This window comes from Conexibacter stalactiti, from assembly GCF_033542075.1.
GTDB classification, from domain to species: Bacteria; Actinomycetota; Thermoleophilia; order Solirubrobacterales; family Solirubrobacteraceae; genus Conexibacter; species Conexibacter stalactiti.
This window is the reverse complement of sequence record NZ_JAWSTH010000001.1, coordinates 135,822-148,377: the sequence shown is the minus strand read 5'-3', so window position 1 is coordinate 148,377 and position 12,556 is coordinate 135,822. Positions and strand designations below refer to the sequence as shown.

The window sequence follows — 12,556 nt, the reverse complement described above, 5'->3', positions numbered from 1 at the left end:
CAACAAGTTTCGAGCGGTGCTGCCGACGAGCGCTGGGCGCCGCTACGCGGCTACCAACGGCGCCGGCGAGGCGCCGGCCGGCGTGCGCCGCGAAGCGACCGTGATACGGCCGCCGTCGGCCGGCGTGAACGTCACGAAGCGGCGCGTGACGCGCTCGGCAGCGGCGGTGTTCGGCGCCAAGCGCGCCTGCGCCAGGATCGTCTCCAGCACGACGCGCATCTCGTACAGCGCGAAGCTGGCGCCGAGGCAGCGGCGGATCCCGCCGCCGAACGGTATCCACTCGTAGGTGCCCGGTCTTCTGCCGAGGAAGCGCTCGGGTCGGAACGCCTCGGGCTCGGGGTAGAGCGCGGGGTCGCGGTGGATCAGCCAGATGTTGGGCGCGATGTTGACGCCGGCCGGCAGCTCCCAGCCGCCGAAGGTCAGCGGCGCCTGCAGCTTGCGCACGACCGCCGGCACGACCGGCCGCAGCCGCAGCGTCTCGGTCATCACCGCGTCGAGGTAGGCGGCGCCCGCGGGGTCTCCGGCCTCGTCCTGCAGCCGCGCGAGCACGTGCGGGTGGCGGGTGATCCGCTCCAGCGTCCACGCCAGCGCCGTCGCGGTCGTCTCGTGGCCGGCGAGCAGCAGCGTCATCAGCTCGTCGCGCAGCTCGAGGTCGGTCAGCGGCTCGCCCTGCTCGTCGCGCGCCTCCAGCAGCAGCGAGAGGATGTCGTCGTGCGGCTCGCCGCCGGCCGCCGCCTCGGCGCGGCGCGCGGCGATCTCCTCGTAGACCATCCGGTCGACCGGCGCCATCAGCCGCTTCACGCGACCCCACGGCGTGCGCGGCCGCGCGCCCTGCGATCTCGTGAACTGGAGTCCGAGCAGCCGGCGCGGCTGGGTCGTCGAGTCGAGCAGCTGGCGCAGCGGCGCCGAAAGCTGCGCGACGCGGGCGGCGTCCTCGACGCCGAAGACGACGCGCAGGATCACCTCCAGCGTGATCGCCTGCATCGACGGGTGGACGGCGAACGACTCGCCGACCGGCCACTGCGAGACGTGGCGCTCGGCGATCGTGCGCATCCGCTCGCCGTAGCCGCGCATCCGCTCGCCGTGGAACGGCGGCAGCATCAGGCGCCGCTGGCGCAGGTGCTCGGGACCGTCGAGCAGCAGCACCGAGCGCGCGCCCAGCAGCGGTCTCAGCACGACGTTGCCGGCGCCGGCGTGCAGCAGCGCGGGGTCGCCGGTGAAGACCTCCTTCGCGACCGCCGGGTCGCCGCAGACGATGATCGTGCGGTCGGGCGAGAGCGTGATCGTGAAGAGCGGGCCGTAGCGCTCGCGGCACTCCGGGATGAATCTCTCCGGCTGCAGCAGGAAGCGCGCGACCGTCAGCAGCCGCGGCCCGCGCGGACCGGGCGGAAGCGTGCTGGTGTCGAGCGCGGCGGCGATGCCAGGGACGCTAGCGCGCGGCGGAGGCCGACACGCCGGTTCCCGGTGAGGAGAAGCGGTCGACGCGCGCCCACACGATCGCCGCGACGAACGCCGAGACGACGAGCACCGCCGGCCACGAGCCGATCGCTCTGCCGAGCGGGTGCGACAGCGCGAAGGCGGCGAGGAAGGCGGCGACGAGTGCGATCGCGACCGCGAGCCCCTGCTCGCGGCGCCAGCGCAGCCCGCACCACAGCGCGCCGAGGAACAGCACGATCCCGCCGAGCGGCCGCACGCCGGTGAGGTCGGCGACGGCGAACCCGATCAGCAGGGAGCCGCCGGCGACGATCCAGGTGGGGAGGCGCTGCACCCCCGGAAGGCTACCCGGAGACGGTCGCGGGCGGCTGCTCGGCGGGGCTCGCGACGCGCCGTCTCGGGAACCACCAGGCGTGCTTGCCCAGCAGCGTCATCACGGCCGGCACGAGCAGGCAGCGGATCACCGTCGCGTCGACCGCGACCGCCGCCGCCATCCCCAGCCCGAACTGCTTGATCGTCGGGTTGCCGTTGAGCAGGAAGGCGCTGAAGACACAGACCATGATCAGCGCCGCGGCGGTGATCACGCGCGCCGTCCCGGCGAGCCCCTCGACGACGGCGCGGTGGGCGTCGCCGGTCGCCAGCCAGCGCTCGCGCATCCGCGTCATCAGGAAGACCTCGTAGTCCATCGAGAGGCCGAAGAGGATCGCGAACATCATCAGCGGCACGAACGAGACGATCGGCGCGGCGCCCTCGACGCCGATCAGCCGCGCGCTCCAGTCGTGGCTGAAGACGAACGAGACGATCCCGAAGGCGGCGCCGATCGACAGCAGGTTCATCACGACCGCCTTCAACGGCACGACGAGCGAGCGGAAGGCGACCGTCAGCAGCAGGAACGACAGCGTCAGCACGATCGCGATCACGAGCGGCAGGCGGTCGCCGATCTCGTCGGAGAGGTCGATGAAGCCGGCGGTCTGGCCGCCGACCCACGCCTTCACCTCGCTGTCTCTCAGCGCGGCGGGGATCGTGTCGCGGCGCAGCTCGCGCACGAGCCGCTCGGTCGCCTCCGCCGAGGGGGCCGATCTCGGCGTGACCGTCAGCAGCGCCGCTCTGCCGCTCGGGGCCGGCAGCGGCGGGCTGACGGCGGCGACGCCGTCGGCTCTCGTGAGCGCGACGTGGAGTCGCTCCAGCGTCGCGGCCGCCTCGGCTCTGGAGCCGCCCGCGGGCAGCTCGGCGGCGACCAGCAGCGGGCCGTTGACGCCGGCGCCGAAGCCGTCGGCGAGCAGGTCGTAGGCCTGGCGCGCCGTCGTGTCGGACGGCAGCTGGCCGGTGTCGCTCTGACCCAGCTCCAGCGTCGTCAGCGGCCACGCGAGCGCGGCGACGAGCACGACCGCGATCACCAGCGCCGGCCAGGGGCGGCGGGCGATCAGCTGGGCCCAGCGGGTCCAGGCGGCGGGGTGGTCGGCAGCGGAGGGCGCGTGCGAGGCATCGGCGGCGTCGGACTCGCCGAGGCGCGGGCGCGTCGAGATCGCGGCGCCCGCGTGCAGCGCGCCGTGGTCGTCGCGCGAGGCGGCGGCGGTCGCGCGGCTGGCGCGGCGGCGGCGACCGGGCAGCGCCAGTGCGTCGATCTTCGTGCCGACGGCGCCGAGCGCGGCCGGCAGCAGCGTGATCGCGGCGGCGACGGCGACGAGCACCGCGATCGCGGCGACGCAGCCGAGCTGCGCGACGAGCGGGATCCCGGTCAGCAGCAGCGAGCAGAGCGCGATCACGACCGTGCCGCCGGCGAAGCAGACGGCGCCGCCGGCCGAGGCGACCGCGCCGGCGATCGCCTCGCGCACGTCCAGGCCTTCGGCCATCAGCTCGCGATGGCGCGTGACGACGAACAGCGAGTAGTCGATCCCGACGCCGAGGCCGATCATCGTCGCCAGCGCCGGCGCGGTGCTCGGCACCTGCACGACGTGGGTCGCGAGCGTGATCAGCGACAGCCCCGTGCCGAGGCCGAGGATCGCGGTCAGGATCGGCAGCCCCATCGCGACGACGGTGCCGAAGGTGAACAGCAGGATCACGATCGCGGCCGCCAGCCCGATCGCGTCGGAGTCGGCCGAGCCGGGCTGGGAGAGGTCGGCGCCGACGTAGCCGCCGGCGGCGATCTCGATCCCGCTGCCGCGCGCCAGCTCCTGCGCGCGGTCCAGCAGCGCCTGCGCGTCGTCGATCGTCAGCTGCGCCGGCCCGTCACGCAGCGTCAGCGAGACGTAGGCGATCTTGCCGTCTCTGCCGAGCTGGGCAGCGCCGGCCGGCTCGAACGGGCTGATGACCGCCTTCACGGCGGGATCTCTCGCGTAGGCGGCGGCGATTCTCTGCACGACGGCGCGCTCGCGCGCGTCGGTCAGCTTCGCGTCGCCGGTCGCGCGCAGCACGATCGGGTTGGTGCCGTTCTCCGCGCCGGCCGGGAACTCCCGCTCCAGCACGTCGGCGGCGCGCTGGCTGTCGGTCCCCGGCAGCGTCGCGTTGTCGTTGGTCTGCGTGCCGAGTCTGCCGGCGAGCGTGCCGAGCCCGACGGCGAGCAGCAGCCAGGCGACGAGCACGATCCGGTGACGGCGGGCGCAGAAGGCGCCGAGGCGATGCAGCAGGGCGGTCATTCGAGGTGTTTCTCCGGGAGCGCTACGAGCGCAGCCGCGCGAGCAGCCGCAGGATTTCGAGGTAGAGCCAGACGAGCGTCACGAGCAGGCTGAAGGCGCCGAACCACTCCATCACCTTCGGCGCGCCGGCCTGGCTGGAGCGATCGATGAAGTCGAAGTCGAGCACGAGGTTGAGCGCGGCGACGCCGACGATCACGAGGCTGATGCCGATTCCCAGCGGGGAGGCGTCGTTGAGCGGCGCGACGTCCATGCCGAACAGCGCCAGCACGAAGCAGACGATGTAGAAGAGGAAGATCGCGCCGGTCGCGGCGATCACGCCCATGCGGAACTTGTTCGTGACCTTGATGATTCTCGTCTGGTAGACGACCAGCATCACCGCGGCGACGGCGAACGTCAGCCCGGCGGCCTGGATCGCGATGCCCGGGTACTCCTGCTCGAACAGCGCGGTGATCGCGCCGAGCAGGACGCCCTCGACGAGCGCGTAGACCGGCGAGGTCCACGGCGACCACTGCGGCTTGAAGATCGTCGCGATCGCGACGACGAGACCGATCAGCGCCGCCGGCAGCACGACCGCGACGACGTCCTCGTTGGAGGCGGTCGCGCCGTACGTGGTGGCGCCGGCGATGAAGCAGATCGCCAGCAGCACGAGCGTCTTGTTGATCGTGCCGCGGATCGTCATCCGGTCGGTGCCGACGTCGGAGCCGACGCGGCCGAACGCCTTCAGAGCGGGATTGCTGGTGTCCATGCTCCCGGTATCGGCCGCTGCCCGCCGGCTCTGAAGCAACGGAAGCGCTACAGGGATCCGCACAACCGGCCGACAACGGGGGCAATGCCCGCTCGGATGCCATCTTCGGCGCTGCTCGCGCGCGCCGCCGCGGCGCTGCTCGCACTGCTCTGCTGCGCCGCGCTCGCCGGCTGCGGCGACTCCGGCGACGACGCCCGCGGCCGCCTCGAATCGGCCCTCACCGACGCGCTCGACCGCGCGCTCGACGACGAGGGCTCGTTCTCGACCGTGATCAGCGCCCGCTGCGGCAGCGGCGGTCCCAGAACCGACTGCGCGCTCGGCATCTCGGCCGGCGCGACCGACGCCTACGAGGACCGCTTCCGCGTCACCGTCGGCGCCGACGGCTGCTGGCGCGCGACGCGCGAGAGCGTCGTCGTCGCGGCCGGCCTCGACGCCGAGCACGCCCCGCCGCGCGTCCTGAACGGATGCATCGCATGAGCGCGCTCGCGACCCCGCCGCCGGATACGCCGACGCGTCACGAGCACACGATATTCGGGCACCCGCGCGGCCTCGCCACGCTCTTCATGACGGAGATGTGGGAGCGCTTCAGCTACTACGGGATGCGCGCGATCCTCGTGCTCTTCCTCGTCGCGCCGACCTCCGACGGCGGCCTCGGCCTCTCGCTCGGCGAGGCGACCGGCATCTACGGCCTCTACTCGGCGCTCGTCTACGTCGCCGCGATGCCCGGCGGCTGGATCGCCGACCGCCTGCTCGGCGCCCGTCGCACCGTGATCCTCGGCGGCGTCGTGATCACGATCGGTCACTTCACGATGCTCGCGCCTGGGACCGGCGGGATCATCGCCGGCCTCGTCGTGATCGTGATCGGCACCGGCCTGCTGAAGCCGAACATCTCGACGATGGTCGGCGCGCTCTACCGCACCGACGACCCGCGCCGCGACGCCGGCTTCTCGATCTTCTACATGGGCATCAACCTCGGCGCCTTCATCGCGCCGCTGGCGATCGGGCCGATCGGCCAGGACGTCTCGTGGCGCCTCGGCTTCGCGCTCGCCGGCGTCGGGATGCTGTTCGGCCTCGCGCAGCTGCTGCTGACGCAGAAGGACCTCGGCGACATCGGCCTCAGACCGGGCGCGCCGCTCGCGCGCGAGGAGCGCGGCCGCGTCGCGCGGCGCGGCGGGCTCGCGCTGATCCCGGTCGCGGCGCTGCTGGCGCTGTTCCTGCTGGGCGCGATCTCGGCGGTCGGGATCGAGCACGCGATCACCTTCCTGATCATCCTCGTGCCGGTCGCCTGGTTCACCTTCGCCTTCCGCCATGCCACCGACGAGGGCGAGCGCGACCGCCTGCGCGCGCTGCTGGCGCTGTTCTGCGCCTCGGCCGTCTTCTGGATGGTCTACGACCAGTCGGGCTCGGTGATCTCGATCTTCACCGAGCAGGACGTCGCGCCCGACGTGCTCGGGGTCTCCGTGCCGTCGTCGGTCTACCAGTCGCTCAACCCGCTCTACATCCTGCTGCTGGCGCCGGTGATGGCCGCCCTCTGGGTGAAGCTCGGCGCGCGCCAGCCGTCGACGCCGATGAAGTTCGCGATCGGGCTCGGGCTCGTCGCCCTCGGCTTCGTGCTGATGGTCGGCGCGGCGGCCGCGACCGGCGACGGCGGCAAGGCGTCGCCGCTGTGGCTGGTCGTCGTCTACTTCGTGCTGACCGTCGGCGAGCTGGCGTTGAGCCCGGTCGGCCTGAGCGCCGCGACGAAGCTGGCGCCGGCCGCCGCGGCCGGCTCGACGATGGCGGTCTGGTTTCTGTCCGTCTCCGTCGGCGATGCGATCGGCGGAGAGCTCGGCGGGCTCGTCTCCAGCTTGGGGATGGGGCCGTGGTTCGGGATGATGGCCGCGTTCGCGGCTGCCGCGGGCGTGTTCATGCTGTTGGGGCGCCGGCGCGTGACGCGCTGGATGCTTGGCGATCGAGGAGGACGCAGTGTCGACGAGTGACGTGCCGGGCGGGCAGCCGCCGGCGAGCAGAGATCCGTACGGGAACGGGCCGGACGAGGGCGGGCGCACGTTCAGCGCCGGCGTGCTCGCGGCGGTCGCGGTCGCGGTGCTGGTGATCGCCGGCCTCGGCGGCTACCTGATCGGGCACAGCAGCGGCGAGGACTCGGGCAAGAGCTCGGGCGAGGAAGCGGGCCAGCAGGCCGGCTACCAGGAGGGTCTCGAGAAGGGCCGCACCGAGGGTGCTGCGCCGTACCAGAGAGGCCAGTCCGGCTATAAGGAGATCTTCGACGCGGGCAAGGCCGAGGGCGTCCAGATCGGCCTCAAGAGAGGCACCGCCCAGGGCGAGAGAACGGGTCAGGCGCAGGGCGAGAGAGTCGGCTTCGAGCAGGGCGAGAGACAGGGCGTGACGACCGGCCAGTCAGAGGGCGTCAGACAGGGCGCCGCGGCGGTGCTCGGCGGCTTCGACTGGAGCGAGGGCACGTACTACATCGTCAACCTCGCCTCCAGCAACACGGCCGGCGTGCCGTTCACGATCGCCAACCGCACGCAGCTCCAGCCCGGCACCTCCTACACGCTGTGCGCCGATGGCGGCGTCTGCACGTCCGCCGCGGGCAGCGGCGGCAGCTCGGGCGGCGGCAGCAACACCGATCCAGGCGGCAACGCCGCCGAGGACGGCGGCGGCGCCGGCGACCCGGGCAACTGAGGCGCGGCAGTGGCGACGGCGATCGACCCGCGGCTGATCGCCGCGCTGCATCCGCGCACGGTCCGGCACGGCGCGCTCGGTGACGAGCGCGCCGCGCCGCACATCGTCTTCCAGACCTCGACGCTGGCGGCGCTGCTCGACGGCGCCTACGACGGCGACCTGACGATCGGCGAGCTGCGCGCCCACGGCGACCTCGGCCTCGGCACCTTCCAGGCGCTCGACGGCGAGATGGTCGTGCTCGACGGCGAGGTCTGGCGCGCCCGCGTCGACGGCTCGATCGCGCCGGTCCCCGACGACGAGCGCACGCCGTTCGCCGTCGTGACGCCGTTCGCGCCCGAAGTCACGATCGCGGTCGACCGCGAGCTGTCGCACGAGCAGCTGCTCGCCTTCGTCGAACAGCACGCGCCTGCGGCCGATGGGGCGCTCGCGCTGCGCTTCGACGGCCGGCTCGCGGCCGTCCACGCCCGCTCGGTCGCGCCGCAGCAGCGCCCCTACCGGCCGCTGATGGAGGTCGCCGCCGAGCTGCGCGACTTCATGCTGCCGGCGACCGACGGCTCGCTCGTCGGCTTCCGCTTCCCGCAGGGCGCCGAGGGCGTCGAGCTGCCCGGCTTCCACCTGCACGCGATCACCGCCGACCGCAGCCGCGGCGGCCACGTCCTGAGCGCCAGCGCCGGTCCCGGCGTGCTGCGGATCGCGACGCTCACGACGCTGCACATGGAGCTGCCGCCGGGCATCGAGCTGCCGGCGCCGCCGGCCGACCCGGCCGCCGCGCGCGCCCAGGCGGCGGCGCTCGACCGGCTCGAACGCGACTGAGGGTGCCGCTCGCCGCTACGATGCTCCAGATACTGGGGCGAAAGGCGCGGCGTGAACGACGGGCAGCCGAAGGCGCAGGTCGACACCGACACCGAGGAGGTGCGGCTGGTCCTCGCGCTCAACGGCGGGGTCAGTCTGGCCGTCTGGATGGGCGGCGTGACGGTCGAGCTCGACAGCGCACGGCGGGCGCGCTCGTTCGGCTCCGGGGCCGCAGGCGAGAGCGGCTCCGGCCGGCTGTACGCGACGCTCTGTGAGGCGTTTCGCCGCGAGCTGGTGATCGACATCATGAGCGGCTCCAGCGCCGGCGGGATCAACGGCGCGCTGCTCGGCGCCGCGATCGTCCATCGTCGCCCGCTGACGGCGGAGTTCGTGCGCGGCAGGTGGCTCGACCTCGGCGACTTCGGCCGGCTCCTGCAGCGTCGCGAGGCGGACGCGCCGCAGTCGCTGATGCAGGGCGACCTCTTCGCGGCCGACCTGAGAGCGGCGTTCACCACGCTGTTGGACGGGCCGGCGCAGGCAGGGCTGCCCGCCATCGAGGTCAAGCTCGACGTGACGACGACCGACGTCGCCGGCGAGCCGCACGCCTTCCGTGACGCATGGAGACGCACGCTCACCGCGCGCGAGCACCGTGCCCGTTTCCGCTTTCGCACGACGGCCGACTACGGGGTCGAGCAGCTCGCCGCGGCGGCGCGCGCCTCGGCGTCGTTCCCGTTCGCGTTCGAGCCGGTCCAGCTGCGGGGCAGAGCGCGCGAGCTGGCGGGGCTGACGAGCGAGCGCTGGGCGCTCGACGGCGGCCTGCTCGACAACGCGCCGATCGCGGCCGCGCTGGCGCTCGTGCCGACGCGGCCGGCGACGCGCGAGGTGCAGCGGTACGTGCTGTACGTCAACGCCGATCCGCCGCCGGAGGTCGGGGAGGAGCCGCCCGGCAGCGACAGACCGGACAGCCAACCGACGCTGCGACAGCTTCCGATCGCGGTCGTCGAGCTGCCGCGACAGGCGCCGTTCGTCGACCAGCTGAGCGCGATCGAGCGGGCGCTGCGGCCGGCGCGGCTCGGCGCCGACGCGCCCGTTCTGAAGCTGCTGCAGCTCGACGCCGCTGCGCTGGCCGCCGTCGCGGGGCCGCTGCTGCCGACCTACCGGCGCCGCCGGCTGCTGCAGTCGCTGCAGGAGCTGATCGGCGACGGCGACGTCGTCGACGACGTCTATGTCGACTATGCCGACGACACCGCCGCGATCCCGTGGCTGCCGGACAGGCTCGACGTCGACGCCGACGGTCCGTGGCAGTGGGGCATGAGCCCGGCGCAGCGCTTCCTGCACCTGCTGCTCGACGTGCTGCGCGACGCGCTCGCCGCCGACCCGCCCGTGGAAGACCGCGGCGAGCTGCTGAACGCGCGCATGGCGATCGACAGCGCGCTGCAGGAGGTCTATCGCGAGCAGGCCGAGGTCGCGAGCGGCGTCGCCGAGTTGCGCGCAACCGCGCCGGCACCGACGCCGGCGGAGACGGTCGCGGCGGCGATGGCGCTGGTGCAGGCGTATGACCCGCGGTCGTCGCTCAGAGACGCGGCCACGGCGGTGAGGAGCGCGCTCCAGCCTGGCGGCAGAGCGGCGACGCTGCTGTTCGGGCCGCCCGCCGCCGACGCGGACGATCGTTGGTTCGAGACGCTGCTGGCGCGCGCGCTCGCGATCGAGGTCGTGCGGCGCGCGCTCGACGGCGGCGAGGAGGAGGTCGAGACGACGCAGCAGCTGCGCTTCGCGCAGTTGACGCCGTTCGCGCCGACGCCGATCCTCGACCCGCAGCCGGTCGACAGAGCGACGGTGCGCCGCAGCCCGCGCGAGAAGCTGACCGGCATCGACCTCGGCCACTTCGCCGCGTTCTACCGTCGCTCGTGGCGGGTCAACGACTTCATGTGGGGCCGACTCGACGCAGCCGCGCGGATCGCCGACATCCTCGTCAGCCAGGAGCGCGCGCGGCGGCTCCCCGACGGTGCGGTCGCAGCGGCGCTCGCGGACGGGCTGCTGCCGGACGGCGCCGGCGCGGAGCACCGCTGGCTGGTCGCGGAGGCGCTTGCCGAACGTGCCGGCGCGCCCCCGCCGAGCGCTCGGCCGACGAGCGGGCCGCTGCACCCCGGGGAGCTGGAAGGGCTGCGTCAGACGCTGCGCGGTGCGCTCGCCGACGACCTCGCGGACAGCGGCGGGACCGCGGCTTTCACCCGCGCCGTCTGCGCGCGCGCCATCCAGCTGGAGGTGCTGCGGGAGGAGCTGCCGCTGCTGGTCGCCGAGTCGAACGGGGACGCCCAGCTCGGCGCCGGTGCCGAGCCGTTGCGCCTCCCGTTCGAGGACGGCATCGAGGCGATCGTCCGCGCGCTGCGCGCCGCACCGACCCTGCCGCAGCGGCTGCGCTCGCCGGAGGAGGCGTCGAGCCGCCTCGCCGTCGGCACGATCGCGCATGCGGGAGTCGTCGCGCTCGGAATGCTGCGCACGGCGAGAGTCCCGCTTGCGAAGGCGCTCGGCCCGCTGCGCGCGGTGGCGCTGCCGCTCTCCCGCGGCGCCGGGCGAGAGCGGCTCGCCCGGCTGGTCGGATGGCTGCGCCGCCGCCTCTGACCTAGACCCCCGCCGCGACCGGCTTCTCCGCGGCCGCCGGCGCTGTCGGCTTCGGGCCGAACAGCGGCGGCGCGGCGGCCCGCTCGGCCGCCTCCTCGACGTCCATCGGATCGTCGGGATCGACCTCGCGCTCGGGGATTCTGAGGAAGTGGAAGGCGACGCAGACGAGGCCCATGAAGGCGTAGCCGAGCGCTATCCCGCCGTCGGGCACGAACAGCTCGACCTTCGCGCCGTGGATCAGCCCGACGCTCGCGAGCGCGGCGCCGAAGAAGGCGTAGCCGCCCGCCCACAGGAAGCGGCGGTCGATCATGAAGGCGGCGATCGCGCCGAGCACCATGCCGGCGAGCACCGCTCCCTCGCCGAGGTGGAGCAGCCCCTCGTAGATCACGCCAGCACCGGCGAGCGCCTCGAAGCCGACTCTCGGCGCCGCCGTGCCTGCTGCCGCGAGCGCGTTGTCGATCAGGCCGGTCGCCCACTGCGCGAGGTTCGGCACCATCGCCAGCACGACCGCGGCGTAGTACGCCTTCGGCACCGAGCGGAACGCCTGCGCGCCGATCACGAGGCCGATGTAGAGCAGGATTGGGACGATCGCCGGCGTCGGCAGGATCGCGCCGAGCAGCGGGAAGAGCCCGAACAGGCACAGCAGGAAGATCACGACGCCCGTCGCGAGCGAGTAGCCCATGCGGCCGCCGGCGGCCTTCCAGCCCGGGTGGCCGACGTAGACGGCCGGCGGGAACGGCGAGCCGAGGCCGGCGCCGACGACGGCGCCCGCGCCGTCGGCCAGCAGCACGCTGCGGAGGTTGTATCTGTCGCCGGCCGCGGCGGCCGACTCGACGTTCGACATCGCCTCGGTGAAGTTGTAGATGCCGAGCGGGATCGCGGTCGCCAGCAGCGGCGAGATCCCCTCCAGCCCGTCGAACAGCAGGTCGATGTTGAGCGTCGGCAGGCCGACGGCGATCGCCTCGGCCGAGTCGCTGACGGAGTCGATCGACATGTAGCCGCCGACCCACGCGATCGTCGTGCCGACGACGAGCGCGGCGAGGCCGATCGGGACGTTCCCGGGCAGCCGCACGTTCGCGATGAAGCCGATCACGATGATCGCCAGCACCGGCAGCGCGACCCACGCCGCCTCCCACATCTGCGCCGCCGGCCGCATCGAGATGAACGTGACCGAGATCCCGGCGAGCGTGCCGAGCAGCGCGGCGCGCGGCGTGAAGCGGCGGATCAGCGGCCCGACGAAGGCGCCGATCAGGATGATCACGCCGATGATGAAGGCCCACGCGAGGCCGGCCTGCCAGGCGAGGATCGGGTCTCTCGTCTGCAGGTAGGTCGGCAGCATGATCACGAACGTGACGATGAACATGTGCGGGACGCTCGGCCCGTACGGCAGCGCGGTGACGTCGTCGCGCCCCTCCTTGATCGCGAGCCGGCGCGCGAGCCAGAAGTAGAAGAGGTTGCCGACCAGCAGCTCGATCCCGAGCGCCGGCAGGATCACCTCGAAGGCGTCGTGGTCGCTGAGCCCGATCACGCCGGTCATCAGGCCGGTGATCACGAGCACGTTGACGAGCATGTTGATGCCGAGGCCGAAGAAGGCGTTGAGGTCGCCGCGGGTCCAGAGCGGCAGTCTGAGGGTCTGGTCCATCGA

10 protein-coding genes are annotated in these 12,556 nt (G+C 73.3%); 5 read left to right on the top strand and 5 right to left on the bottom strand.

All coding sequences use genetic code 11. The features are described from left to right. Window positions 1-42: 42 nt before the first annotated feature. The 4 genes from R7226_RS00650 to R7226_RS00635 are packed head-to-tail and all read right to left on the bottom strand — an operon-like array spanning window position 43 to window position 4,815. Window positions 43-1,419, bottom strand: a complete 1,377-nt coding sequence (locus R7226_RS00650) for a cytochrome P450 (protein ID WP_318595205.1) — start codon at window positions 1,417-1,419, stop codon at window positions 43-45. Between the two features lie 10 nt (window positions 1,420-1,429). Further along, complete coding sequence (locus R7226_RS00645; protein WP_318595082.1) at window positions 1,430-1,768, bottom strand: hypothetical protein; 339 nt, start codon at window positions 1,766-1,768, stop codon at window positions 1,430-1,432. A 10-nt stretch (window positions 1,769-1,778) separates the two neighbouring features. After that, window positions 1,779-4,070, bottom strand: coding sequence for an MMPL family transporter (locus tag R7226_RS00640; protein ID WP_318595081.1), 2,292 nt, complete (start codon window positions 4,068-4,070; stop codon window positions 1,779-1,781). Window positions 4,071-4,092: 22 nt separating this feature from the next. Further along, window positions 4,093-4,815 (bottom strand): Bax inhibitor-1/YccA family protein, encoded by a 723-nt coding sequence (locus R7226_RS00635; RefSeq protein WP_318595080.1) that lies wholly within the window; start codon window positions 4,813-4,815, stop codon window positions 4,093-4,095. A 96-nt stretch (window positions 4,816-4,911) separates the two neighbouring features. Here R7226_RS00635 and R7226_RS00630 point away from each other — a divergent pair, with 96 nt between their 5' ends. The 5 genes from R7226_RS00630 to R7226_RS00610 are packed head-to-tail and all read left to right on the top strand — an operon-like array spanning window position 4,912 to window position 10,911. Continuing rightward, window positions 4,912-5,292 (top strand): hypothetical protein, encoded by a 381-nt coding sequence (locus R7226_RS00630; RefSeq protein WP_318595079.1) that lies wholly within the window; start codon window positions 4,912-4,914, stop codon window positions 5,290-5,292. Continuing rightward, window positions 5,289-6,794, top strand: coding sequence for a peptide MFS transporter (locus tag R7226_RS00625; protein WP_318595078.1), 1,506 nt, complete (start codon window positions 5,289-5,291; stop codon window positions 6,792-6,794). Before R7226_RS00630 ends, R7226_RS00625 begins: the two co-directional genes overlap by 4 nt. Continuing rightward, window positions 6,781-7,497, top strand: coding sequence for a FliH/SctL family protein (locus tag R7226_RS00620; protein WP_318595077.1), 717 nt, complete (start codon window positions 6,781-6,783; stop codon window positions 7,495-7,497). Before R7226_RS00625 ends, R7226_RS00620 begins: the two co-directional genes overlap by 14 nt. 9 nt (window positions 7,498-7,506) lie before the next feature. Further along, window positions 7,507-8,310, top strand: coding sequence for an acetolactate decarboxylase (budA, locus tag R7226_RS00615; protein ID WP_318595076.1), 804 nt, complete (start codon window positions 7,507-7,509; stop codon window positions 8,308-8,310). A gap of 51 nt (window positions 8,311-8,361) precedes the next feature. Next, window positions 8,362-10,911 (top strand): DUF3376 domain-containing protein, encoded by a 2,550-nt coding sequence (locus R7226_RS00610; protein ID WP_318595075.1) that lies wholly within the window; start codon window positions 8,362-8,364, stop codon window positions 10,909-10,911. A gap of 1 nt (window position 10,912) precedes the next feature. Here the strand turns inward: R7226_RS00610 and R7226_RS00605 are convergent, their stop codons facing one another. Next, window positions 10,913-12,553 (bottom strand): SulP family inorganic anion transporter, encoded by a 1,641-nt coding sequence (locus R7226_RS00605; protein ID WP_318595074.1) that lies wholly within the window; start codon window positions 12,551-12,553, stop codon window positions 10,913-10,915. Window positions 12,554-12,556 lie beyond the last annotated feature (3 nt).

What these genes read in the sequence shown, in the direction of transcription:
- R7226_RS00625 (WP_318595078.1), top strand. Translation starts at nt 5,289, where the DNA reads ATGAGCGCGCTCGCGACCCCGCCGCCGGATACGCCGACGCGTCACGAG.
- R7226_RS00605 (WP_318595074.1), bottom strand. Translation starts at nt 12,553, where the DNA reads ATGGACCAGACCCTCAGACTGCCGCTCTGGACCCGCGGCGACCTCAAC.
- R7226_RS00635 (WP_318595080.1), bottom strand. Translation starts at nt 4,815, where the DNA reads ATGGACACCAGCAATCCCGCTCTGAAGGCGTTCGGCCGCGTCGGCTCC.
- R7226_RS00630 (WP_318595079.1), top strand. Translation starts at nt 4,912, where the DNA reads ATGCCATCTTCGGCGCTGCTCGCGCGCGCCGCCGCGGCGCTGCTCGCA.
- R7226_RS00640 (WP_318595081.1), bottom strand. Translation starts at nt 4,070, where the DNA reads ATGACCGCCCTGCTGCATCGCCTCGGCGCCTTCTGCGCCCGCCGTCAC.